This window comes from Clostridium sp. CM027 (assembly GCF_024730565.1).
Classification (GTDB): Bacteria; Bacillota; Clostridia; order Clostridiales; family Clostridiaceae; genus Clostridium_AD; species Clostridium_AD estertheticum_B.
The window spans coordinates 2357031-2380506 of the sequence record NZ_CP077725.1 but is presented as its reverse complement, the minus strand read 5'-3'; the positions used below and the strand labels follow the sequence as shown (position 1 = coordinate 2380506).

The following is a 23476-nucleotide window of genomic DNA, read 5'->3' as shown; positions in this document are numbered from 1 at the left end:
AGTATAATTAAAAAAATGGAAAAGATAATTAAATCTTTTCCATTAATATATTATTCTGCATCTTCGTTTTTTATGTTAAATTTCTTCATGAATCTATCAACTCTTCCACCGGCATCAATATTCTTTTGCTTACCAGTGTAGAATGGATGGCAATTAGAACATACGTCTACTTTAAGTTCTTGTTTAGTAGATCCTGTAGTAAAAGTGTTTCCACATGCGCATTTAACAACTGTGTCGTGATGGTATTCTGGATGTATTGCTTCTTGCATATTTTTCACCTCTTTCAAAAAAAAATATATACCCGTATTGTCAACTCTTTAATTTTATCATATAATTAATAATTAAGTCAATAAGAATAAAAATATATTAAAGTAAAAAAACATGTGTAAGATTTGCCATAAAATTATAAGGCATACTTAAAGCTATGCTTTTAAAACATGGATTAACAAATTGGAGGGAAAAATATGTACGGACCAAAAAATCATGGCTGGGTGGAAGTTATTATAGGGCCTATGTACAGCGGGAAGTCTGAGGAGCTTATACGTAGGATAAGAAGAATTAAAATTGCAAGACAGAAAGTGCAGGTTTTTAAACCTGAAATTGACAATAGATACAGCAGGGGAGACGTGGTGTCTCACTCCGGAACTAAGGTAGATGCAGTTCCGGTTAAGGATAGCGCACAGATGTTGCAGCTCTTAGATGCGGATACACAAGTTATTGCTATAGATGAGGTACAGTTTTTTGATAAAGGTATAATTGATGTAATCACTACCTTAGCTGATAGCAATAAAAGGGTTATATGCGCGGGTTTAGATATGGATTTTAGAGGGATACCTTTCGGACCGATACCTACACTTCTGGCTGTGGCGGAATTTGTTGACAAAATTCAGGCGATTTGTGTAGTGTGTGGCAATCCGGCTACTAGAACTCAACGTTTAATTAATGGGAAACCGGCTAAATATGAAGATCCCATTGTCTTAATTGGAGCTACGGAATCCTATGAAGCGCGATGTAGAAAGTGTCACATTGTCCCAAAAGAAGGGGTGTAACTATGGCTAAAAACATAAATGTCGGAGGTCAGGCAGTAATTGAAGGGGTTATGATGAGAGGAAGCGCGGGAATTGCCACCGCGGTGAGAACTGAGCAAGGGGAAATTGTAGTGGAGAAAAAAGGATACACAGCTTACACTAAAAAAAATAAAATTTTGGGGCTTCCAATAATAAGAGGGTTTGTTTCTTTAATTGAGTCTTTAGTTATAGGTGTAAAAACTTTAAATTATTCAGCTTCTTTTTTTGAAGAAGAGGAAGAACCTTCAAAATTAGATAAATGGATAAAAAAAGTATTCAAGGAAAAAAGCAATGATGTAATTGTGGGGATATCTCTCGTCATTTCATTGATTATATCTATAGGGTTATTTTTTATTTTACCAACTCTTGTAGCTAGTCTTTTTAGTAAGGTGGGCGCAAGCACAATGGGTATGAATATTGTAGAAGGAATTATTAGAGTTTTAATATTTTTAATATACGTATATTTAATAGGAAAAATGGAAGATATCAAGAGGGTATATCAATACCATGGCGCAGAACATAAAACTATATTTTGTTATGAAAACAATGTTGAATTAACTCCAGAGAATGCAGCTAAGTTTGGAAGACTGCATCCAAGATGTGGTACGAATTTTTTGTTTTTAGTTATGATAGTTAGTATAATAATGTTTTCTTTAACTGGTTGGAATTCAATCTGGGAAAGAATAATGTATAGAATAGTACTTCTTCCTTTGATTTCGGGTGGAAGCTATGAAATTATTAAATGGATGGGAAAAAGCACAGGCACCCTAGCTAAAATCCTTTCTTATCCAGGACTGAAATTGCAGAACCTAACTACGAGGGAACCGGATTTGTCTCAGATAGAAGTGGCAATAAAGGCGCTTAAAGTAGCTGAGGGTATTGAATGTGTCTAATATAAAAAACAAATATATTCATCCCGTGGTAATCATAAATGAAGGTGGTAGGAAATGAATATAGGAGAAATACTTCTAGAATCGTATGAAATTTTAAAAAAAGTTCAGATTGAAAGTTATTTGTTGGATTCACAACTCTTACTTGCTAAGGTTTTAAATAAGGATAAATTGTTCATAATGCTTAATAGAGATTTTAATCTTAATCAAAAGCAGGAAAATGAATTTTCGCGGTTAATTCAGATTAGAAAAAGTAAAATGCCTATAAAATACATTCTTGGTGAATGCGAATTTATGGGAATGGATTTTATAGTAAGGCCAGGAGTTTTGATACCGAGGCCTGACACTGAAATTTTAGTTGAAGAAGTAATTAGGCATATAAATGAAAAAGCTTATACTGAAGTGTGTGATGTTTGTAGTGGAAGTGGAGCTATTGGCATAGCCATAGCTGAATTCATTAAAAGTACGAAGGTAACGCTGTATGATATAGCTGATGACGCTTTAACTGTGGCAAAATTGAATATAGAAAGATTTGACTTGGCTATTAGAGTTAACGTGGAGAATAGTGACTTATTGAAAGCTCCTATTGAACAAAACAAGAAATTTGAAGTGGTAGTTTCCAATCCACCTTATATAAGAGAAGATGTTATACCAACTTTAATGGATGATGTAAAGGAATATGAACCGTATATAGCCCTTAGTGGTGGAAGAGATGGTTTAGATTTTTACAGGAGGATTACAGAAGAGAGTTTACAGGTTTTGAAAAAGGGAGGGCTCTTAGCTTTTGAAATAGGATATGATCAAAGAGAAGAAGTTAGCAATATTCTTTTAAAATCAGGATTTAAGAAAATAGAATGTATTAAAGATTTGGCTGGGAATGATAGGGTCATTAAAGCCATTTTAGTGTAATAAATGTTAAATCATCTCCTGCGGAGATACACAGCTTCGACGAAGGTGTATTAGCTAGATGCAATTTGTATTTTGAATCTAATTGTGATAAAATAATATGATGTGAAAATATATATACGGAGTGATAAATATGTTGGGTAGGCTTGATTTTACAGAAAATAAATACGATGAGATTTCAATTAAAATTTGCGACCCGTTGGTTATAGCTAATCAAAAGGAATGGCAAAAGTTATGCAAAGAACATGCAGAATTGGAAATACTCGTTACAAAATATAGAATATATAAAAAAGCTAAGCAGGATTTAGAATCAAACAAAGAAATGCTTAGAGAAGAATCAGATAAAGAAATGAAAGATATGATTCAAGAAGAGATGAAGGACTTAACTCAAACTAAAGAAACTATGCAGGAAGAATTAAGAATTTTACTTTTGCCTAAGGATCCAAATGATGATAAAAATGTATTTGTTGAAATTAGGGCAGGAGCAGGTGGAGATGAAGCAGCATTGTTTGCAGCAAATCTATTCAGAATGTATACAAGATATGCAGAGCGTAATAGATGGAAAGTTGAAGTAATGAGTGCTAATGAAACTGATATTGGCGGATTCAAAGAAGTGGTATTTATGATAAAAGGTGAATCTACATATAGTAAATTTAAATACGAAAGTGGAGTACACAGGGTTCAAAGGGTTCCAGATACAGAGTCGAGCGGAAGAATTCATACGTCTACGGCTACTGTAGCAGTGCTGCCAGAGGTTGAAGATGTAGACATTGAAGTTAGTGCTAACGATTTAAGGATAGATGTGTTTAGAGCATCTGGTAATGGCGGACAGTGTGTTAATACAACAGATTCAGCAGTAAGAATGACACATATCCCTACAGGACTTGTAGTTTCTTGTCAGGATGAGAAGTCTCAGTTAAAGAATAAAGAAAAAGCACTAAAAATATTAAAATCTAGATTGTTTGATAAAGCTGAGGCTGAAAGATCGGCAGGAATAGCTGAAGATAGAAGGAGTCAAGTAGGTACGGGAGATAGAAGTGAGAGAATAAGAACTTACAACTATCCTCAAGGAAGGGTAACAGATCATAGAATAGGGTTAACATTGTATAGATTAGAATCTTTTCTTGATGGAGATATAGATGAAATGCTAAATACCTTGATAACTGCTGATCAAGCAGAAAAGATGAAATCCATGGGTAATAATGATTAGAATTTAGTGTAGGCACATGAAAATAGACTAGCATATTGATTTGTGTTTTATAAGGACTCTAATTATTATAAGTGAAAGGTGAAATTATGAATATAAATAAAGCCATTAGAAAGCAAAAGAGGACTTACAAATGTTTATGCTATCAATGTGCTTTATTTTTGTTTTATCGCCAAATATATTAATAGATCAAAGATTATAAATATATTTTTTTATAATATATTTAGTTTGCATCGAGCTGATGATTACGTTTGTAGTACTTCATAACAAATTAAAATTCAAAATTTAGAGGAAACTTATTTCTATTTTATAATTAATAAAGGTGGATTTAAGAAATATATTTTACTAGATAACTTATATAGACCTTGTGTTCAAGCAGTCTTTTCTGATGATGATATAGAAAAAATTAAAGATTGCGGCATAAACCCCCACTGACACAAATAAAATTAGTGTATAGGGAAATAAGCATAAAGCTAAACGCTTCTATACTTTATTCTCATATGGAATTGTAGCATATATGATTATAATTCTATAAAAGTGGGGGTATAAATTTGAATAGTAGTATTGTTTTGATAATCATATTTTCAGGAGTAATAGCTTTGATTGGTACTATGACAGGGGCGTTTTTAGGTGTTATTATAAACAAACCTTCACAAAAGTTCTTAGGAAATATTATAGGATTTTCATCAGGACTTATGCTTTCTATTGTAGTTTTTGAACTTATTCCAGAAGCTACAGAAAAAACAGGATTGCTAGGAACCTTATTATTTTTAATCCTAGGAATTATTGTTGTTGTAACAATAGACAAAATCAGCAATTTAAGTGGCAATGCAAATTCTCAATATACAAAGGTGGCTTTTATGGTTGCCATTGGAATAATGATTCATAATTTTCCAGAAGGTCTAATAATGGGATTTGGGTTTGTTAACGGAGAGAACTTAGGACTTAAAATGAGCGTTATAATTGCAATACATGATGTGCCGGAAGGCTTGGCTGTGGCAGCACCTCTAATGCTTTCGGGGACAAAAAGCAGAAAAATATTATTTTACGCATTTTTAACAGCCTTGCCTACTGCAATTGGCGCTTGGATAGGAATTTATATTGGCAGCATATCTGTAAATATATTAGGTGGTGCTCTAGCATTTGCGTCAGGTGTTATGTTATATGTGATTTACGGAGAGATGATTCCACAGTCTAAAAAGCTTTGGTCAGGAATCACAAACACATTGGGAATACTTTTGGGGATAATAGTTGGGTTAATAGTGACTAATGTGCTTTAACGACATTTCAGAAGGAAAGCTTCCCACTTCTATAAGTGAGGGTATAAATCTCCTTCTCAAGTCGTCAATGCATCTTCTTCGAAGATGTGCAGCACCGCAGATGATGATTTAATTAAGAGGTGTAAGGATGAAAACGAAGATAACAATAATAGATGAAAATAATATTGAACAAAATATAATTAATGAGGCTGGGCTCGTTATAGCTGAAGGCGGATTAGTTGTTTTTCCTACGGAAACAGTTTATGGTCTTGGTGCGAATGCCTTAGATAAGATTGCTGTAGAAAAAATTTTTAAGGCTAAGGGAAGACCACAGGATAACCCCCTTATTGTGCATGTGGCAGATTTTAATATAGAGTATTTAGTTAAAGAAATACCCTATATAGCCAAAGAAATTATGAATAGATACTGGCCTGGACCAATAACGCTTATTTTTAATAAGTCTGATTTGATACCTATAACTACAAGTGCGGGACTCAATACTGTAGGTATACGTATGCCAGCGAACCTCATTGCAAGAAAACTTATTGAGGCAGCTGGAACACCTATTGCAGCCCCATCAGCTAATATATCTGGTAGACCCAGTCCAACTGATGTAGAAAGTTGTATTGAAGATTTAAATGGAAAGATAGAGTATATTCTAGGGGGAGATAAAAGTAAAGTAGGCCTTGAGTCAACAATAGTTGATTGTACTTGTACCCCTATATGTATACTAAGGCCGGGGGCTATAACCATTGAGATGTTAAGAGAGATAGATGAGAAAATATATATTGATAAAAATATAATGTCTAAACCAAAGGACGATTTTAAACCTAAAGCACCTGGTATGAAGTATAGGCATTATGCACCAAAATCTCCAGTTAAAATTATATGTGGAGATTTAGAAAAAACTGTTGCAAAAATCAATGAAATAGTGCAGAATAATATGGGCAATAAAAAAATAGGGATTATAGCGACAGATGAAACTAAAGCTAAATATTGTTGCGGCACTGTTATTTCCTTAGGTAGCAGAAAGCACTTAGATAGCGTGGGCAAAAATCTTTTTGAAGTTTTAAGAAGTTTTGATGATACCGATGTAGATTTAATATTATCAGAAGCGTTTGAGGAAAAGGGTATAGGTGTTGCTATAATGAATAGGCTTAAGAAATCTGCAGGCTTTGATATGATTGAAGTATAGTAGATAACAATTTATAGTTGATATCTATTCCAGATGAATATGAGGAGGATAACTATGGGTATATCGTATATTTGTAATGAAAAAATGCGAAGAAACTATATGCTAGAAGCTATTTATAGTAAAATATATACTATAAATATTATAGACCCATATGTTAAAGATGTCTTAGTATATTCGAAAGAATTTAGTGGATTAAAGAATAATGTATTCTTATTATTGGATAAGATAAAGAAGATAATAGTATTTAAATAGTTTATTTAAATACCGATATCTTCTTTTTTTGTAACATAATATCTTTAGATAATAAAATATTTCTTGGAGGTGTTTCATAATGAAAATAGCATTAGGTAGTGACCATGGTGGTTTAAGTTTGAAAAAAGAGATTATTAAACATCTGGAGAGTAAAAACATCCAGATAGCGGACTTTGGTACTTATACTGAGGAGTCTTGTGATTATCCAGATTATGCTCTAAAAGTTGCACAGGAAATAGCAGTTAAAAATTTTGAACTTGGTATACTAATATGCGGTACAGGGATTGGAATAAGTATTGCTGCCAATAAAGTACCTGGGATAAGAGCTGCACTATGCAGCGACACTTTTAGCGCCCATGCAACGCGCGAGCATAATAATGCTAACATACTAGCGCTTGGCGAGCGAGTTATTGGCACCGGGTTAGCCCTAGATATTGTAGATACTTTTATCGCTGCAAAATTTCAAGGGGACAGACATCAAAAAAGAATTGATAAAATAAATAAAATTGAGGAAAAATACTCTAAATAAACATTAAAAAAGCAGGAGGAATTACATATGAGTAAAGTAACGCAAATCACACATCCACTTATACAACACAAATTGGCATACATAAGAGACAAAAACACAGGTTCAAAGTATTTTAGAGAGTTAGTTTCAGAGGTCGCAATGCTTATGGCTTATGAAGTTACACGTGATATACAATTAGAAGAAGTAGAAATTGAAACTCCTATTTGTATTACTAAATGCAAAGTTTTGGCTGGAAAGAAAATGGCTATAGTACCTATATTAAGAGCAGGTTTAGGAATGGTTGATGGTATGCTAAATCTTATACCGGCAGCTAAGGTTGGACATATAGGAATGTATAGGAATGAGGAAACGTTGCAACCAGTTGAGTACTTCTGTAAATTGCCTCAGGACATTAGTGAAAGAGATGTAATTGTTACGGATCCTATGATTGCTACAGGAGGTTCTGCGATAGATGCAATTTCAGCTCTTAAGAAAAGAGGAGCAAAAAATATAAGAATTATGTGTCTTATAGCTTCACCTGAGGGAATTAAGGCTATTACGGAGGCACACCCAGATGTAGATATATATGTAGCCTCAATTGATGAAAAATTAAATGAAAAAGGATATATTGTACCGGGTCTTGGTGATGCTGGAGATAGATTATTCGGAACTAAATAGTTAAATATTACAATTTATATATGAAAACTTAAAAAGCAACTTACAGAAAATTATCTGTAAGTTGCTTTTTTTTACTTAATTGAATTTTATTGAAAATATCTATTAAGTAATCCCTTAAATGCGCAGCCGTGACGTGCTTCATCTTTGCACATTTCATGTACTGTATCATGAATTGCATCATAGTTAAGTTTTTTAGCTAAAGTAGCTAAATCTTTTTTACCTTGACAAGCTCCGTGTTCAGCATCAACTCTCATTTCAAGGTTTTTCTTAGTGTCTGCGGTTACAACTTCTCCAAGCATTTCAGCGAATTTTGAAGCATGTTCAGCCTCTTCAAAAGCTATTCTCTTATAAGCTTCTGCGACTTCTGGGAAGCCTTCTCTATCAGCTTGACGGCTCATTGCTAAATACATACCAACTTCAGTACATTCTCCAACAAAGTTAGCTCTTAATCCTTCTATAATTTCTGCATCTACGCCTTTAGCAACTCCAATGACATGTTCATCTGCCCATGACATATCATTTTCAGTTTTCTCTATAAATTTATCGCTTTTTGCACCACAAACTGGACAAACGCTAGGTGCGGAGTCTCCCTCGTGAATATATCCACATACTGTACAAACAAATTTCTTCATATTAATTTCCCCCTCGTATTCTTTTGAGTAAGATAACAATTATAAATTGTATCCCCTCGTATATTAGTTATATAATTTACTAAATAAATAAAAAATATGTGTTTATCTTTGCTACAATTACTACTATACACTAACGGATAATAATTATCAAGTAAAATTTAATATCTTTTAGTGGAAAAAGTTCGAGCATATTCGACAAGTTGCTAATTTAATATATTTTCTATGCCAGCTAAATCTTTTATTTGAATTAAATTCTTGTTGAAATCTATTAAGCCATCAGCTCTCATATTCACGAGCTCTCTTGAAAGAGATGGTCTCTGTACACCTAGATGATCAGCAAGGCTTTTTCTAGAAATAGGAAGTAGGAGTGCTAAGTTTTTTTGAATTTCATATTGAGAAAGTAAGTAATTAGATATTTTTTGCCTTAGGGTTTCAAAAGAGAGTTCTTTAATCTTTTTATTTAATAAAAGAATTTTACTTGATAATAATTGCATGAAGTTGTTTAGTACTTTAGGGTAGGAGCTACACATAGCTATAATATCTTTTTTTGAAATATAAAGTATAATTGAACCTTTATAAGATACTATAGTAGCTGGGTATATATTTGTCTCTGAAAAAGCGATTGCTTCTCCAAAAATTTTTCCTTTATCTAATTTTGCAAGGGTAACAACTTTTCCACTAGCATAATGTTTTTGTACTTCTAGTTTACCTTCAATTACAATGCCTAGAGATTCACAGATTTCACCCTCAAGAGCAACAATGCAGGTTTGGCATTCAGTACAATTTTTGCAGTTATTGGAGATTGAATAATTTATACTTGTAATTAAATTTTGCAATTCGTCACAAGTTAAACCTTTAAATAAAATACACTGTTTTAAATGATTTACCAGTTTATCCATCAAATCACCCTCAAATTTTTATTTTGGTAACGTAAGTTACATATTAGTATAAGTAATTTTAATATAATTAACATATACAGTCAATTAAAAAATTAATTAGGTACATGAAGATAAATAAAATAGTATACGAATTGTTATTTATTTGAATGGGCATCAATGTGAATATATAAAAAATGGAGGAGTTAAAATATGAAAAGGAATATTATTAGTATAGATGAAAATAAATGTAATGGTTGCGGATTATGCATAAATGCTTGTCATGAAGGAGCCATAGAGCTCGTTAGCGGTAAGGCTAAATTAATAAGCGATGAATATTGTGATGGTCTGGGAGATTGTCTGCCAGGGTGCCCAACAGATGCTATTAAAATAATACAAAGAGATGCTGTAGAGTATGACGTACAGGCCGTTGAAATAAAAAAGAAACAAAATGATGCTAAACCAAATTTACCCTGTGGATGTCCTGGTACAATGGAAAAATCCATAAAAAGAAATGTGAATTTGAATATTAAACTAGCTGCAACTAAAATAAGCAGTTACGATGCTTCGCCACTAGAGTCAGAATTAAACCAATGGCCAGTACAGTTAAAGCTAGTTAATTCAAAGGCAGGATTTTTAAAGGGTGCAGATATATTAATTGCTGCAGATTGCACGGCGTATGCTTATGGGGGTTTTCATAAGGAATTTATTAAAGAAAGAGTAACGTTAATAGGATGCCCAAAGCTCGATGATAATGATTATTACAGACAAAAAATTTCAGAGATATTAGAAAATAATAATATTAAAAGCATTACGGTAGTTAGAATGGAGGTACCTTGTTGCGCGGGTATTGTTAATTCTGTAAAGGAAGCTATGCTTCGAGCTGGAATAATAGTTCCATACAAAGAGGTAACTATTGGTATAAACGGAGTAATAATTTAGTATTGATATAGAGGGCTGCGAACCCACCCCCTTTCTATACTTGAGCACGTCAAGGAGGCATATAATATATGTTTCTCTTGACGTGCTTTATAGTAAGTTAGCATATATAGTTCATTAAACACTTTAAATCATCGTTGTTTTAGTGTAAAATAACAGTGATTGATTATTAGATTATAAATTTAGTTTTTAATTTTTAATCTACATAATTAAAATATGTTTATATGAGGTATAATTATGGAAAGAATTGATAAGCATAATTATTATTTGGATATATGCGAAACAATATCTGAACGAGGTACTTGTTTACGTAGAAATTTTGCAGCTATAATAGTGAAAAATGATGAAATTATGTCTACTGGATATTCAGGAGCGCCTAGAGGAAGAGCGAATTGTTGTGATTTAGGGGTCTGTAGAAGAGAAGAATTAAAAGTCCCAAGAGGGACAAGGTATGAACTTTGTAGATCAGTACATGCTGAGCAAAATGCAATTATATCAGCCCGGAGAAATGATATGTTAGGGTCGACTTTGTATTTAGTTGGGAAAGAGGTTAATAGTGGTGAATTAGTTATAAATGCGTCTCCATGTTCTTTGTGCAAGAGGTTTATAATTAATTCGGGTATAGAGAAGGTAATAATTAGAGATAACAAAACGCAATATAAAATTGTATATGTAGAGGAATGGATAGAAAATGATGATTCAATTCAAGGTGATGGTGGATATTAATTATGAAATTCTGTAAATTGGTTTCATAAACTTTAACGACATTTCAGCTCCGCAGGAGATGATTTAATCTATATTTATCAAATAGAAACAATATTTTTGTGAAAGAAAGGTTTTTTATGAGTAATAGGTATATTTTAGCAATAATTACAGCTTTAATTTCTTTTATAATTACCCCTTTAGTTAAGAAATTAGCAATAAAGGTGAATGCCATAGATATTCCTAAAGATGAAAGGCGAGTTCATAATAAGCCTATTCCAGTTATGGGAGGGCTCGCTATATACATAGCCTTTGTTATAGGAATAATTTTATATAATGGCATCCTAACAACTTCCCAAATAGGTATAATTATTGGAGCAACTATTATTGTTATTGGGGGCATTATAGATGATATTAAAGATTTAAGTCCTAAATATAAGGTTTTAATACAGGTTATAGCGGCCATATGCCTTTTAGTATCAGGTATAAGGATATCAACTGTAACTAACCCTTTTAGAGAATTTTACCCTTATCTAAGTATAGGATGGGTTTACATCCCGGTAACAATAATATGGATTGTAGGTGTGACTAATGCTTTTAATCTAATAGATGGATTAGACGGTTTAGCAGCAGGTATAGCATTTATATCTTCTGTTACCTTAATGATAGTTTCTTTGCTTAATGGAAGACTCGAAGCAGCATTTTTGACTGCTGTCTTAAGTGGTGCTGTTTTAGGATTTATACCATACAATTTCAATCCAGCTTCTATATTTATGGGGGATACGGGATCTCAATTACTAGGGTTTCTTCTGGCAGCTATTTCAATTGAAGGGGCTATTAAATCTGCAACATCTTTTGTTATTGCAGTACCAATTTTAGCTTTTGGATTACCTATTTATGATACTCTTTTCGCTATGATTAGAAGGAAAGTTAATGGGAAATCTATGATGCAAGCAGATAAAGGCCATTTGCACCATAGGCTTTTGGATATGGGCCTCAGCCAAAAACAAGCAGTTATTATCATGTATTTTATAAGCGCTGTTTTAGGTGGGATTGCCATTATAGCTATGCAAATTAGTAATCAAAGGGCATATTTTTTGTTAGCATCAGTAATGGTTATAATAGTTTTAGTGGCTTGGAAATATGGAATTTTTCAGCAAAAAGAGTAATTTAGTTAACATGTGGTTATAAATTAAAATTAGGAGGTATCTGGTGGAAAATATTAAGGTTATAGTAATATTTGGTACAAGACCTGAGGCTATAAAAATGGCACCTCTTATTAAGGAATTAGAAAAAAATTCTCAAATACAATGCACGGTATGTGTCACAGCGCAGCACAGAGAAATATTAGATCAAGTCTTGGAAATTTTTGATATTGTACCTCAGTATGATTTAAACATAATGAAAGCGAAACAAAGCTTAACGGGGATAACATGTTCTGTTCTTCAAGGTTTAGAGGAGATTTTTGAAAAAGAACAACCGGATATAGTACTTGTACATGGAGATACAACAACAACATTTGCAGCGTCTCTGGCAGCTTTTTATAGAAAAATACCTGTTGGTCATGTAGAAGCAGGGCTAAGAAGTCATAATAAATTTTTTCCTTACCCAGAAGAAATTAATAGGAAGTTAACTGGCGCTTTAGCAGATTTGCATTTTGCACCTACAACGACCTCTAAAGAAAACCTATTAAGAGAGGGAATAGAGGGAAGTACTATTTTTGTTACGGGAAATACAGTTATTGATGCTATGAAGTTTACAATTAAAGAGAAGTATATTTTTGAAAATTGTGAGCTAAATGAAATTGATTATGAAAACAAAAAAGTCATAATGGTTACGGCTCACAGAAGAGAAAATTGGGGAATTGGAATTGAAAATATATGTAATGCTTTGAGAATTGTTGTTGAAGAAAATCGAAATGTCGAAGTATTATATCTAGTTCATCCTAATCCAGTAGTGAAAGATACGGTTTACAGCATTTTAAAAGGCGTAAGTAGGATACATTTACTCCAGCCTATAGATACAAAAGAAATTCATAATTTAATAAAAAAATGTTATCTAGTAATGACCGATTCAGGAGGAATTCAGGAAGAAGCTCCTCATTTAGGTAAACCAGTTTTAGTTCTTAGGCAAGTTACGGAGAGAGTAGAAGCGCAGCATGCTGGCACTGTAAGGCTAGTTGGGACAGATATAGATAAAATTGTATTGCATGCTAATAATCTTCTTAGAAATGCAGATGAGTATAATCACATGAGTAATTCAATTAATCCTTATGGAGATGGAAATGCTTCTGCTAAAATAGTAGATGAACTAGTGAATTACTTTGATAAAGATAAAACATAAAGGTATATGGGAAATGCAATTAAGGTACTAATAAATAATTTTTAAACTAAGTCTAAGGAGGCAGAAATTAAATTCTTAGACTTATTTTTTTGCGGTTTTTACAAGTGAATAAGCTTAAAATAACAGTTTACGAAGTGAAAAAAATCAAATGCATGTATAACAACGAAGTAGACTTAAATATATCGTTTATTATAATATACGGTATTTAAAAGCTTATACCTACTAAAATATCTAAATACAATGTATATTTTTACCGTTAGATGATAATTATAAGGTGAAATACGTAAAATAGCATAAAATTTTTGAATTAAAAGAATATATATATTGCAATTGTTTTAAAAATTAAAAAAAATTAATAGAAGATATATCTATTAATAGATTTTTTGTAAATGTTTAACTGAACAGAATCTATATTTTAAAGTTATTAAAAGTTAATAAAGCCATTAATATTGAGAAGAATAGTGAGAATATTACGAACATTTAGTACATTGAGCACATTGAAAGAAATAGATTAATTGAATAAAACAAGTATGTATTATTCTTTAAGCCTTAAAATATCTTAAAACAGAGATATACAGAAGAAACATAAGATTATTAATATAAAATCGACTTATAGCGCTATATAGCTTTGAAAATTAAGAAATACTAGGCTTTGTTTATGAAAATTAGTAGACTATAATATAAAAATATTAGCGAATGATGAGAGGAAGAAAAAAGTGAATGTTAAATCAGCACAGATGTATAAAAAAATTAATTTTTTTAACTTTTTTATAGCACTTATTGGGACTGTAGTAATTTATTTTATTAATAAGGAATACGCAGTGTTTTTTTTATTAGGTTTAATATTGGCAAGTATTAATTTGTTATTTAATTTAATATCTGTTAATTTTATATTATGCAAAGTAAAAAACAAATATGGAGTTGTTACTTTATTTGGCTTTGTATTTAGGGTGATTATAGTATGCGTAACAGGCTTGATGGTTTTTAATTATTCTAATTTTGCTATAATTGCGTTTATATTGGGGTATAGTTCACAATTGATTTCTCTAGTACTTTACGGAATTAATATTAAAGAGTGTGAAGGGAAGTGAGTAAGTGGCAACGATCGCACAACTACCTAGTGTGAATTTGTTTGGATATAATTTTCAAATTACAGCTAGTTTAATAACACAGTGGGTAATAGTTTTGGTATTGATATTACTAATAGCATTTATTAATAGAAATCTAAAAAAAATACCAGACAAAAAACAGAGTGTAGTTGAAATTTTTGTAGAATTTGTTCAAAAAACAATAGAAGAGACCATGGGTAAAAATTTTAAGGCTTTTGTTCCATTTATTGGTACATTAGGAATTTATCTTTTATCAATGAATTTAGTAGGTATACTTGGAATAAAACCACCTACTACAGACTATAGTGTAACTTTGGGAATGAGTTTAATTACATTTATAGTGATACAGGGTTATACAATTAAGAAATCCGGTGTTATACAGTATTTTACTGGCTATGCAAAACCATTACCTTTATTACTTCCAGTAAATATAATGGAGAGAATTATGTTGCCGGTATCTTTAAGTCTAAGATTATTTGGAAATATGTTTGCGGCAACTATAATTATGGAATTAGTTTATAGTGCATTGAATAGCGTTACTTGGGTGGCGCAACTCGGAATACCGATACCGTTACACATGTATTTTGATTTATTTGATGGTACTATCCAAATGATTATTTTTGTAATGTTAACAATGATTAATATTGTAATAACTTCAGAAGAGTAAAATAAAAATGAATAGGAGGAATATTTTATGGTTTCAACAGGATTTGTCGCAGGAATGTCAGCAATAGGAGCTGGAATAGCAGCACTTGGGGTTATAGGTGGTGGTATAGGAACAGGAAATGCTACAGCGAAGGCTGTGGAGGGTATTGCAAAACAACCAGAAGCTAGTGATAAAATAACAAGAGTGTTAGTTATAGGTGGTGCACTATCGGAGGCAACAGCTATCTATGGTTTCTTAATAGCGTTATTATTAATTTTATTCGGTGTAAAAGGTTAAAAAGAAATAGGTAAAGGGAAGGTAGGTGAAAGTTTCGGTTTCGTAATGGTAAAAGAAATTTATAAACCGAGATTTTATATATATGGAGATAGGGATGGACTTAGGTAATATTATAGCTGCAATGATAAATTTCCTTATACTACTTTTTATTGCTAAACGTTATTTATTTACACCAGTAAATAGGATTTTAGACACAAGAAAACAAGAATTAAACTCTTCTTTTGAACAAGCGAGGAATGATAAAGAAGAAGCTAAGAGATTGAAAATAGAAAATGGTGAAAAATTAAACTTAGCAAAAAAAGAGGGTAAGGAAATAGTTGAAAAATACAAACAAAAAGCAGAAAAGATATCTGGAGAATTAATTAAAGATGCAAAAAAAGAAGCTTTGCTTATTATTGAAAGATCAAGAGTCGAAATAGATAGAGAGCGAGAAAAGGCGCAAAGTGAAATTAAAAAGCAAGTCATAGATTTATCTTTAGTATTATCTGAAAAAGCTCTTGGACAGCATATAGGTGAAGAAGAGCACAGAAGACTGATTGAGGATTTTATTTTTAAGGTAGGTAGCTAAAATGTATGAATACTTAGATAAAAGATATGCACTTGCACTATATACAGTTGCCGAGGAAAAAGGGAAAGTTGAAGAATACTTAAATGACTTGCGAGAAATAGTTTCACTTATGAAGAATGACTCTGAGTTCCTAAAAGTTATTAAATACCCACAAATAAGTACTTCTGCAAAAAAGAAGATGTTTATTAGGATTTTTAAGGGCAAAATTGATGAAGATCTTTTATCTTTTTTACTTATTCTTATAGAAAAAGACAGAATATTGTTTACAGCAGAAAAACTTAAGCAGATGGAAAAAATCCACTTAGAGCGTAATAACACTTTAATGGTGGTGGTTAAAACAGTAATACCTCTCAAGGAAACCGAAAGAGAAAACTTGCGCATGAAATTATACAAAATGTATGATAAAAAAATCATATTTGATGAAAGATTAGATAAAAGCGTTATAGGCGGAGTGTATATAAGGGTTGGCGATGACGTTATTGATGGCACGATAAAAAGTAAATTAGAGGAAATGAAAAAATTAATGTTTAAATAGGAATGGAGGTGAGTTTATGAATATAAAACCAGAAGAAATAACATCCATAATAAAGAAAGAAATTGAAAGATATGAAAAGACGATTGACACTGTTGACTCAGGAACAATAATTCAAATAGGTGATGGAATTGCCAGAGTATATGGGTTAGATGAATGCATGGAAAATGAACTTTTAGAGTTTCCTAATGGAATATTTGGTATGGCACTAAATTTAGAACAGGATAATGTAGGATGTGTACTTTTAGGACCAGAAGAGGGCATCAAAGAAGGGGACATAGTAAAAAGAACTGGTAGAGTAGTAGAAGTTCCTGTAGGTGAGGCTTTAATAGGAAGAGTTGTAGATGCTCTAGGTGTACCAATAGACGGTAAAGGCCCAGTTAAGACTACGGAGACAAGAGCAGTAGAAGTCGAAGCGCCTGAAGTTATTGAAAGACAATCAGTTAAAGAACCACTTCAAACTGGAATAAAAGCAATAGACTCTATGGTACCAATTGGAAGAGGTCAAAGAGAACTTATAATTGGAGATAGGCAAACAGGTAAAACAGCTTTAACTATAGATACTATTTTAAATCAAAAGGGCAAAGATGTTATATGTATATATGTAGCTATTGGTCAAAAGCAATCTACTGTTGCACATATTGTTAATACCCTATCTGAAATGGGAGCACTAGATTATACAATAGTTGTAGCGGCTACAGCTTCTCATTCGGCACCATTGCAGTATTTGGCACCCTATGCTGGATGTAGTATGGGAGAATACTTTATGCATAATGGTAAGAATGTGTTAATAGTATATGATGATTTATCTAAACATGCGGTGGCATATAGAGCTATGTCTCTATTACTTCGTAGACCGCCAGGTAGGGAAGCTTATCCAGGAGATATATTTTATATTCATTCAAGACTACTCGAAAGAGCAGCAAAGCTTTCAGAAAAATTAGGTGGGGGTTCATTAACTGCCCTTCCTATAATAGAGACTCTTGCAGGCGATGTTACGTCATATATACCAACTAACGTTATTTCCATAACGGATGGGCAAATATTTCTTGAAGCTGAATTGTTTCATTCAGGGCAAAGACCGGCAGTTAATGCTGGAATATCTGTATCAAGAGTTGGTGGAAATGCTCAAATAAAAGCCATGAAGCAAGTTACTGGAACTTTAAGGTTAGAACTTGCTCAGTATAGGGAGCTTGCAGCTTTTGCTCAATTTGGTACGGATCTTGATAAAGATGCAAAAATGAGACTAGAAAAAGGGAAAAGATTAATTGAAATATTAAAGCAAGATCAATATATGCCAGTGTCAGTAGAGAAACAAGTTATGATCTTCTTTGCTGGGACAAATAACCATCTTATGGATATTCCGGTACATCAAGTAACGAGATTCGAGAGTGAGTTTTTGGAGTATATGGACACACATCATAGAGAAGTAGGTAAAGCAATAATGGATAATAAGGTACTAGATGATAAAATAAAACAACAACTTATTGAAGCTATAGATGAATTTAAAAAAATGTTCTTAGTTGAAAAATATTAACGACATTTTAGAGGCGAGTCGTTAGTGTAGCACCTAAAGGTGATGATATTAATAGCGCCTTTAGGTGATAATTAATTTGTCTTGATAATATATTATCAAGACTAAAGAGAGGTGAAACATGGCAGGTATGGGGCTTATTGCAATTAAGCGAAGAATAAAATCCATAACAAATACTACAAAAATTACCAGAGCCATGGGATTAGTTGCCACATCTAAATATAAAAAAATAAGAAATAAGGTGGATGTTAACAATAATTATCTATATAGGCTTGAGGAAATTGTTAAACAGGTTAAAGATAATTATGAAGATGATAGTATCTATACACGAGGAAACAATAACAGCAAAAAATTGTATGTTGTATTGACATCAGATACAGGTCTTTGTGGTGGATTTAATTGGTCAGTAGTTAATGGACTAACTAATAGCATAAAAAGCAATAAAGAAGATTACAATGTAATAATTGTAGGTCAAAAAGGTAGAGCTTTACTTAAAAAAATTAATATTGAAACTGTGGCTGAATACGTTGAAATTTTAGATGTGCCTACTCAAAAGGAAGCTTCTACTATTAGTAATCGTGCACTTGGTATGTATAGTAGCGGAGATGTTGGTGAAGTTTACATTGTTTATAAAAAGCTAATTTCGGCATTGAAAAATGAAGTTATAATTGAAAAGTTACTTCCTCTAGGTTCTGATAATGAAGAGAATGGCAGTAAAGAGTATGTAGATATTGAGGCAATAGATGAAAACGCAATATATGAGATTACCTCATTATTTTTAAGTGGTAAAATGCTGAATTCTATGCTGCATTCAAAAGCAAGTGAGCACAGAGCTAGAATGGAGTCTATGGGATCGGCTACTAACAACGCCAATGATATACTTGATAAACTTAATTTAAGTTATAATAGGATTAGACAAAGTGCAATTACACAAGAGATTTCAGAAATAGTTGGAGGAGCGGAAGCTCAAAGGTAAAAGGGAGTGAAAACAATGCCAGGACATATAGGAAAAGTAGTTCAAATAATAGGGCCTGTTATAGATATAAAGTTTGACTCAGATAGTCTTCCCAATATTTACAACAGTATTGAAATTCAGATGAATGATAGAGTGGTTGTAGCCGAGGTTGAACAGCATATTGGTGATGATATTATAAGAGCAATAGCTATGGAAGGCACAGAGGGATTAAGCCGCGGTCTTGAGGCAGTTGATACAGGTAGTCCAATATCAGTTCCAGTTGGGAATGTAGTACTAGGAAGGCTGTTTAATGTTCTTGGAAAGCCTATGGATGAAATGGGAGAAGTTAAAGTAGATAAATATATGCCTATTCACAGGTTAGCCCCAACATTTGCAGAACAGTCTGTTGAGCCAGAAATGTTTGAAACAGGTATTAAGGTAATAGACTTAATAGCGCCATATCAAAAAGGTGGTAAAATTGGTCTTTTTGGTGGGGCAGGAGTTGGTAAAACGGTTCTTATTCAAGAACTTATGAATAATATTGCAAAAGAACATAATGGACTTTCAGTATTTACCGGAGTTGGTGAGAGGACTAGGGAAGGTAATGATCTTTATAATGAAATGAAAGAGTCAGGAGTTATATCTAAAACGGCTTTAGTTTTTGGACAGATGAATGAACCACCTGGAGCTAGAATGAGAGTTGCGTTAACAGGGCTTACCATGTCAGAATATTTTAGAGATCATGGTCAAGATGTACTTTTATTCATAGATAATATATTTAGATTTACACAAGCAGGTTCAGAGGTGTCTGCGCTACTTGGCAGAATACCAAGTGCGGTCGGGTACCAACCAACACTTGCTACGGAAATGGGACAATTACAAGAGAGAATTACATCTACAAAACAAGGATCTATTACATCTGTTCAGGCTGTATATGTACCGGCAGACGATTTAACTGATCCTGCACCAGCTACTACATTCAGTCATCTTGATGCTACTACAGTGCTTTCTAGAGGGATAGTTGAATTGGGCATTTATCCAGCGGTAGACCCACTAGAATCTACTTCAACAATGCTTGATCCTAGAATAGTTGGTAGGGAACACTATGATGTTACAATAAAAGTTAGACGTATCCTTGAAAGATATAAAGAACTTCAAGATATTATTGCAATATTAGGGATAGATGAATTATCTGAAGAGGATAAGATGGTAGTATTAAGAGCGCGAAAGGTTCAAAGGTTTTTATCTCAACCATTTACTGTAGCGGAGCAATTTACAGGAATGAAAGGTAAATTTGTACCAGTAAAAGAAACGGTAAGAGGATTTAAAGAAATCATTGAAGGAAAGCATGATGACTTACCTGAAGCGGCATTTATGTTTGTTGGATCTATAGAAGAGGCAGTAGAAAAAGCGAAAACTATGGCTGGTTAATAAAGTATTTTAAGAATATGTGCATAGAAATGGAAGTGTATTTATATGGAAAATCATATAAAGCTTACTATACTTACTCCGGAAAAGGAGTTTTATAGTGGTGAAATACTGAGTTTGAACACGGAGAGTGATGATGGCAGATTTGGTATTTTTGCCAATCATGTTCCTATGATATCTCCATTAAAACCTACGGTGACAACATTTACAGATGTAAGTGGTAAAAAGTTAAAAGCTTTTACATCAACGGGAGTTTTAAGAGTGATTCAAGGTGAGGTAGAAATGTTATGTAGTGCCTGTGAATGGCCAGAGAATATAGATGTTGAAAGAGCAAGGCAGGCTAAAGAAAGAGCAGAAGAAAGATTGAGACATAAGCATGGAATTGGTTTTATAAGAACAGAGAATGCTATTTTAAGAGCGCTTGAAAGAATCAAGACAAAAGGATAGAGATTATAAAATGAGGATATTAATATATCTTCATTTTTTTTTGATAAAAAATGGCATTTGATTTTTTTTAGCACATTTCCACTAAAATTTTATATATTAATAATATAAAGAATGGATATATACTAAATATCAATTTTTAAAATAACCCTACCTATATAATGAATCAAATAGCCCTCTTCACACTTGTGCTGGGGGATGATTTTATTAATAACATGAATATTAAAAAACCATTATTTATAGAATAAAAAAATAAATTATGGTCAAGAATTTAATTGAAGGGTAGGGGGATTAAAATGAAAAGAAAAAGTATCGCACTTTTGTGTATAGTATTAAGTCTAATTATTTTACAAATTAATGTTAAAATCTCAAATGCACAGGAGGTAGTTAATTTATTCGATGAAATATTACTCCAAACTAAAAGCAAAACTGTGGAGTATGGATTGAAAACATGCTTTAAAACTGGAGAAGAACCAAAACAATTTTGTGACTATTTAGTTAAGTCTTTAGAACTTAATAACAGAAAAATAAAATTAAACATTTCCGAAAATGAGAATTCTTATTGTATAGAGTTTTCTGGTGAAAATGTTGAAGGATATATAGAAGCATTAAAATACAAAAATGAGAATGATATAACGATAAACATAAGTAAGATAGGTAACGAAAATGGACTAGTATCTCTTAAAAATAAAGTTAGCACTAGTATTGGCTATAGAGGCAAAAACATCAAATACTTTCAATACCTAAAGGCGAAAATGGGAGAGAGTAGTTCAAGTGTTAAAAATGAAGACATTTATGGTGTTAATAATAGGATAATAAAAGTTTTGAAATCCCATGGGACTTACAATATTGAGACTGTGAGTATAAATAATGGACTAAGTACTATAGCATATACTAAAAAATACGATGAGCTGGTAATCAATAAAAAGTCAATCGATTTTAATTATGCTGTATGTAATTATTCATCTGGAAGATACATTATCATTGGTACACCTGAAATAATTACAACTTATTAAAAATAACAATATAATGGAGGAAGTAAATGAATAAATTAGTTATAAAAGGTGGGAAAAAATTAGAAGGTGAAGTGGATATAAGTGCATCTAAAAATTCGGTTCTTCCTATACTTGCAGCAACAATATTAAACGGTAATAGTTGTACCATTGAAAATGCTCCTATGCTTGAAGATGTATTTGTAATTTGTGATGTATTAAAATCTCTTAAAGCAGATATTAATATAGATAAAATTACTAAAATGGTGAAAATTAATACTACTAATTTATTTAATAATGGAGCTAATGATGAATTAGTTAGAAAAATGAGAGCATCTTTTTTAATAATGGGTCCTATGCTTGGAAGATTTGGAAACTTCAAAATTTCTCTGCCGGGTGGATGCAATATTGGAACTAGGCCTATCGATCTTCATTTAAAAGGATTAGCAGCTTTAGGTGCAGAAGTATCAGTAGGTCACGGGTATGTGGAAGCAAAAGCAAAAAAACTAATAGGCAGCAATATATATTTAGATTATCCGTCAGTTGGGGCAACGGAAAATATAATGATGGCAGCAACGCTAGCCGAGGGAGAAACAATAATAGGAAATGCAGCAGAAGAACCAGAAATTGTAGACCTAGCAAAGTTCTTAAGGGCTATGGGAGCAAAAATATATGGAGAAGGAACAGACACTATAAGAATTTTAGGCGTTAAAGATTTTAAAGAAGTTGTTTATAAGCCGATATATGACAGGATAGAGGCGGGTACATTTATGATAACTGCTGCAATAACGAAAAGCTTGTTTAAAATTAATGGTATTGATGAAATTCATTCAAAACCAATAATAGCAAAACTTACAGAGATGGGAGTAGGAATAGAAATTAATAAAAATAGCATAATAGTTGATGGTAGGAAAAAGTTAAGCCCAATAGATATAAAAACTATGCCATACCCTGGGTTCCCTACAGATATGCAAGCTCAGATGATGAGTTTACTGTGTACAGTAAAAGGAACGAGTATAATTACAGAAACTATTTTTGAGAATAGATTTATGCATGCCACAGAATTAAAGAGAATGGGAGCAAATATAAAAATAGATGGTAGAAGTGCCGTAATAGAAGGTATAGATAGGTTTACAGGTTCAGAAGTTACAGCTACAGATTTGAGAGCGGGAGCGGCATTAATACTTGCAGGACTTACAGCAGAGGGCACAACTACAATAAATGATATATATCATATTGATAGAGGCTATGTTTCTATTGAGGAGAAATTAAAGGGACTAGGAGCAGACATAGAAAGAGTGAGTTCTCATAAATAACAGGGAAATTCAATAAGCGATAAAAATATATGGCGGTTCACTTATAATTTAAACTTGGATAGTTGGAATATATAAGTGTTATATTCCAATTATTTTATAATAAGCACCTAAAAATAATAAACTAGCACAATGACTAGTATATTATTTTTGGGTGCCTTTTGGTTACAACTGGTCTAAATCTTTTTATCCGTTATCTCTATTA

At 32.4% G+C, this 23476-nt stretch carries 27 protein-coding genes; 24 read left to right on the top strand and 3 right to left on the bottom strand.

The window, feature by feature from the left end:
• Window positions 1–50 precede the first annotated feature (50 nt).
• The gene (rpmE, locus tag KTC92_RS11285; RefSeq protein ID WP_165413047.1) at window positions 51–269 is read right to left on the bottom strand and encodes a 50S ribosomal protein L31; all 219 of its coding nucleotides are present in this window, start codon (window positions 267–269) and stop codon (window positions 51–53) included.
• 195 nt (window positions 270–464) lie between these two features.
• Between rpmE and KTC92_RS11280 the strand changes: the two genes are divergently transcribed.
• From KTC92_RS11280 to upp, 9 genes are all read left to right on the top strand, one after another.
• Window positions 465–1049, top strand: a complete 585-nt coding sequence (locus KTC92_RS11280; protein WP_165413048.1) for a thymidine kinase — start codon at window positions 465–467, stop codon at window positions 1047–1049.
• Between the two features lie 2 nt (window positions 1050–1051).
• Window positions 1052–1960, top strand: coding sequence for a DUF1385 domain-containing protein (locus tag KTC92_RS11275; RefSeq protein WP_220286865.1), 909 nt, complete (start codon window positions 1052–1054; stop codon window positions 1958–1960).
• A gap of 54 nt (window positions 1961–2014) precedes the next feature.
• Entirely contained in the window at window positions 2015–2866 is an 852-nt protein-coding gene (gene prmC, locus KTC92_RS11270) for a peptide chain release factor N(5)-glutamine methyltransferase (RefSeq protein ID WP_216303365.1), read from the top strand.
• A 130-nt stretch (window positions 2867–2996) separates the two neighbouring features.
• A complete protein-coding gene (gene prfA, locus KTC92_RS11265) occupies window positions 2997–4073 on the top strand; it encodes a peptide chain release factor 1 (protein ID WP_216303364.1) in 1077 nt (358 codons plus the stop codon).
• A 548-nt stretch (window positions 4074–4621) separates the two neighbouring features.
• The gene (locus tag KTC92_RS11260) at window positions 4622–5350 is read left to right on the top strand and encodes a ZIP family metal transporter (protein WP_216303363.1); all 729 of its coding nucleotides are present in this window, start codon (window positions 4622–4624) and stop codon (window positions 5348–5350) included.
• Between the two features lie 127 nt (window positions 5351–5477).
• Complete coding sequence (locus KTC92_RS11255) at window positions 5478–6524, top strand: L-threonylcarbamoyladenylate synthase (protein ID WP_216303362.1); 1047 nt, start codon at window positions 5478–5480, stop codon at window positions 6522–6524.
• A gap of 54 nt (window positions 6525–6578) precedes the next feature.
• Window positions 6579–6776: a hypothetical protein gene (locus KTC92_RS11250; RefSeq protein ID WP_216303361.1), complete on the top strand. Its 198-nt coding sequence runs from the start codon at window positions 6579–6581 to the stop codon at window positions 6774–6776.
• 79 nt (window positions 6777–6855) lie between these two features.
• Window positions 6856–7305, top strand: a complete 450-nt coding sequence (gene rpiB, locus KTC92_RS11245) for a ribose 5-phosphate isomerase B (RefSeq protein WP_216303360.1) — start codon at window positions 6856–6858, stop codon at window positions 7303–7305.
• 27 nt (window positions 7306–7332) lie between these two features.
• The gene (gene upp, locus KTC92_RS11240) at window positions 7333–7962 is read left to right on the top strand and encodes a uracil phosphoribosyltransferase (protein WP_165413055.1); all 630 of its coding nucleotides are present in this window, start codon (window positions 7333–7335) and stop codon (window positions 7960–7962) included.
• A gap of 86 nt (window positions 7963–8048) precedes the next feature.
• Here upp and KTC92_RS11235 read toward each other — a convergent pair whose 3' ends face one another.
• Both KTC92_RS11235 and KTC92_RS11230 read right to left on the bottom strand, forming a co-directional pair.
• The gene (locus tag KTC92_RS11235) at window positions 8049–8594 is read right to left on the bottom strand and encodes an NADH peroxidase (protein ID WP_216303359.1); all 546 of its coding nucleotides are present in this window, start codon (window positions 8592–8594) and stop codon (window positions 8049–8051) included.
• 203 nt (window positions 8595–8797) lie between these two features.
• Window positions 8798–9493: a Crp/Fnr family transcriptional regulator gene (locus KTC92_RS11230; RefSeq protein WP_216303358.1), complete on the bottom strand. Its 696-nt coding sequence runs from the start codon at window positions 9491–9493 to the stop codon at window positions 8798–8800.
• A 189-nt stretch (window positions 9494–9682) separates the two neighbouring features.
• Here KTC92_RS11230 and KTC92_RS11225 point away from each other — a divergent pair, with 189 nt between their 5' ends.
• From KTC92_RS11225 to murA, 15 genes are all read left to right on the top strand, one after another.
• Window positions 9683–10411 carry an ATP-binding protein gene (locus tag KTC92_RS11225; protein WP_220286866.1) on the top strand — a complete coding sequence of 243 codons (729 nt, stop codon included), beginning with the start codon at window positions 9683–9685 and terminating at the stop codon, window positions 10409–10411.
• A 234-nt stretch (window positions 10412–10645) separates the two neighbouring features.
• The gene (locus KTC92_RS11220; RefSeq protein ID WP_216303356.1) at window positions 10646–11134 is read left to right on the top strand and encodes a deaminase; all 489 of its coding nucleotides are present in this window, start codon (window positions 10646–10648) and stop codon (window positions 11132–11134) included.
• A gap of 116 nt (window positions 11135–11250) precedes the next feature.
• Entirely contained in the window at window positions 11251–12279 is a 1029-nt protein-coding gene (locus KTC92_RS11215) for a glycosyltransferase family 4 protein (RefSeq protein WP_216303355.1), read from the top strand.
• A gap of 43 nt (window positions 12280–12322) precedes the next feature.
• The gene (gene wecB / locus KTC92_RS11210) at window positions 12323–13453 is read left to right on the top strand and encodes a non-hydrolyzing UDP-N-acetylglucosamine 2-epimerase (RefSeq protein ID WP_220286867.1); all 1131 of its coding nucleotides are present in this window, start codon (window positions 12323–12325) and stop codon (window positions 13451–13453) included.
• 716 nt (window positions 13454–14169) lie between these two features.
• Window positions 14170–14544: an ATP synthase subunit I gene (locus tag KTC92_RS11205; RefSeq protein ID WP_220286868.1), complete on the top strand. Its 375-nt coding sequence runs from the start codon at window positions 14170–14172 to the stop codon at window positions 14542–14544.
• 4 nt (window positions 14545–14548) lie between these two features.
• Window positions 14549–15229, top strand: a complete 681-nt coding sequence (locus tag KTC92_RS11200; RefSeq protein ID WP_165413063.1) for a F0F1 ATP synthase subunit A — start codon at window positions 14549–14551, stop codon at window positions 15227–15229.
• A gap of 27 nt (window positions 15230–15256) precedes the next feature.
• Complete coding sequence (gene atpE, locus KTC92_RS11195; RefSeq protein ID WP_165413064.1) at window positions 15257–15505, top strand: ATP synthase F0 subunit C; 249 nt, start codon at window positions 15257–15259, stop codon at window positions 15503–15505.
• Between the two features lie 94 nt (window positions 15506–15599).
• Window positions 15600–16073 carry a F0F1 ATP synthase subunit B gene (locus KTC92_RS11190; protein ID WP_187351425.1) on the top strand — a complete coding sequence of 158 codons (474 nt, stop codon included), beginning with the start codon at window positions 15600–15602 and terminating at the stop codon, window positions 16071–16073.
• Window position 16074: 1 nt separating this feature from the next.
• Window positions 16075–16608, top strand: coding sequence for a F0F1 ATP synthase subunit delta (locus KTC92_RS11185; protein ID WP_216303352.1), 534 nt, complete (start codon window positions 16075–16077; stop codon window positions 16606–16608).
• Between the two features lie 16 nt (window positions 16609–16624).
• The gene (atpA, locus tag KTC92_RS11180; RefSeq protein WP_165413066.1) at window positions 16625–18142 is read left to right on the top strand and encodes a F0F1 ATP synthase subunit alpha; all 1518 of its coding nucleotides are present in this window, start codon (window positions 16625–16627) and stop codon (window positions 18140–18142) included.
• 118 nt (window positions 18143–18260) lie between these two features.
• Window positions 18261–19115: an ATP synthase F1 subunit gamma gene (atpG, locus tag KTC92_RS11175; protein WP_216303351.1), complete on the top strand. Its 855-nt coding sequence runs from the start codon at window positions 18261–18263 to the stop codon at window positions 19113–19115.
• A 15-nt stretch (window positions 19116–19130) separates the two neighbouring features.
• Window positions 19131–20525 carry a F0F1 ATP synthase subunit beta gene (gene atpD, locus KTC92_RS11170; protein ID WP_216303395.1) on the top strand — a complete coding sequence of 465 codons (1395 nt, stop codon included), beginning with the start codon at window positions 19131–19133 and terminating at the stop codon, window positions 20523–20525.
• Between the two features lie 45 nt (window positions 20526–20570).
• Window positions 20571–20969 carry a F0F1 ATP synthase subunit epsilon gene (locus tag KTC92_RS11165; protein ID WP_216303350.1) on the top strand — a complete coding sequence of 133 codons (399 nt, stop codon included), beginning with the start codon at window positions 20571–20573 and terminating at the stop codon, window positions 20967–20969.
• Between the two features lie 293 nt (window positions 20970–21262).
• Window positions 21263–21982, top strand: coding sequence for a YwmB family TATA-box binding protein (locus KTC92_RS11160; protein ID WP_220286869.1), 720 nt, complete (start codon window positions 21263–21265; stop codon window positions 21980–21982).
• 26 nt (window positions 21983–22008) lie between these two features.
• Window positions 22009–23274 carry a UDP-N-acetylglucosamine 1-carboxyvinyltransferase gene (murA, locus tag KTC92_RS11155; protein WP_216303348.1) on the top strand — a complete coding sequence of 422 codons (1266 nt, stop codon included), beginning with the start codon at window positions 22009–22011 and terminating at the stop codon, window positions 23272–23274.
• Window positions 23275–23476: the final 202 nt, after the last annotated feature.